The sequence below is a fragment of the Streptomyces sp. NPDC055078 genome, assembly GCF_053607985.1.
This window is the reverse complement of the sequence record NZ_JBSGUP010001127.1, coordinates 1-1,311: the sequence shown is the minus strand read 5'-3', so window position 1 is coordinate 1,311 and position 1,311 is coordinate 1. Positions and strand designations below refer to the sequence as shown.

At 71.2% G+C, this 1,311-nt stretch carries 2 protein-coding genes; both read left to right on the top strand.

The window, feature by feature from the left end; all coding sequences use genetic code 11:
* A partial coding sequence (locus tag ACWF94_RS40670; protein WP_453500356.1) for a hypothetical protein occupies positions 1-337 on the top strand: 337 nt, incomplete at its 5' end.
* A 22-nt stretch (positions 338-359) separates the two neighbouring features.
* A partial coding sequence (locus tag ACWF94_RS40665; RefSeq protein WP_453500354.1) for a DUF3560 domain-containing protein occupies positions 360-1,311 on the top strand: 952 nt, incomplete at its 3' end.

Here is a 1,311-nt window from a genome sequence, read left to right as displayed (position 1 = left end):
CCCCACCCCTCCGAAAGGGAACGTCATGACCGCCAAGACCACCACCGGCCCGAAGCTCACCCCCGCCCAGCGGCTCGCCGGGGACCAGGCGCTCGCCCGCGCGCTCCGCAACGCCATCACCCAGGGAGACGTCGGCGTCGCGCTCTACGAGGAGGGCGTCGAGATCAGCGGCTCGGACGACACCGTGCTCGTCTTTCTCAGCCGCCGGTTCGAGTCCCCCGCCGCGCTGGCCCGGTTCCTCCGCATCCGCAAGTCCTTCGTCACCGACGAGCGCTCGACCGGCCGGGACGACAGGGCCCGCCGGCTTCCCAACCCGTACGCCACCAACGGCCGCTGAGAAGCCGCCAGGAGGTACAGCCATGGCAGACATCACGATCAAACACACGAGGGCGGAAGGCACGCTGATCCACGGCTCGGAGCCCGGCGACGGCGTCCTGGAGGCGCTGAACCCGTGGGGCTTCCGCTACGCCCGCTCCGTCGGCTTCGTCTACCTGCGCGGCTCCCGGGACCGTACCGCGGACATGCGCCGGATCCAGGGCGCCAAGGCCACCCTGGAGGAGGCCGGGCACACGGTGACCGTGGACATTGACGAGACCGCCCGGCGCCCCTTCGCGGAGGCGGAGGCCGAGCGGTACGAGCGGGCCGGAGTCCGCTCCGAGGGCTTCGACGCCAGAGCGGACCGTCTGCAGGAGTCCTCAGACGAGAAGTGGACGCGCGGCCGACAGATCGCCGCGAGCTACCAGGGCGAGCCGGTGAAGGTCGACCACTACTCGGCCGGACGGCACATGCGGGATCTGGAGCGGGCACGCACGCTTTTTGGCCAGTCGGTCGCCGAGCAGCAGGAAGCGGACCGGTGCCGGGGCCGGGCGGACAGTGCGGCGTTCTACGAGGAGGGACGCAAGCACCCGGGCACGACCCTCCGCCGCCTGGACCAGCTGAACGCCGACCGGCGGCGGGTGGAGCGGCAGATGGAGCGGGTGGTCCGGACCGCCGAGGGGTGCACGGAGGCAGGCAACCCCCTCGGCCCCCAGCTGATCGTGGATCACCTTGCCAAGCTGGACGCCGACCACCACGACCTGTGTGACCAGATCGCCCACTGGGACGCTCACCTTCTCGAGGTCCGGGCGGCCGGCGTCAAGATCTGGAGCAAGGACGACTTCGCCCCCGGCGACTACGCCCAGCTCGGTGAGCGCTGGTACCTGGTCCTCCGGGCCAACGCGAAGTCCCTGACCGTCCCGAGGTCGGTGGACTGGAAGGCCCGGGTCTACAACCGGGACAACCAGGCCGGGACGTCCACGAGCACCCTCCCGT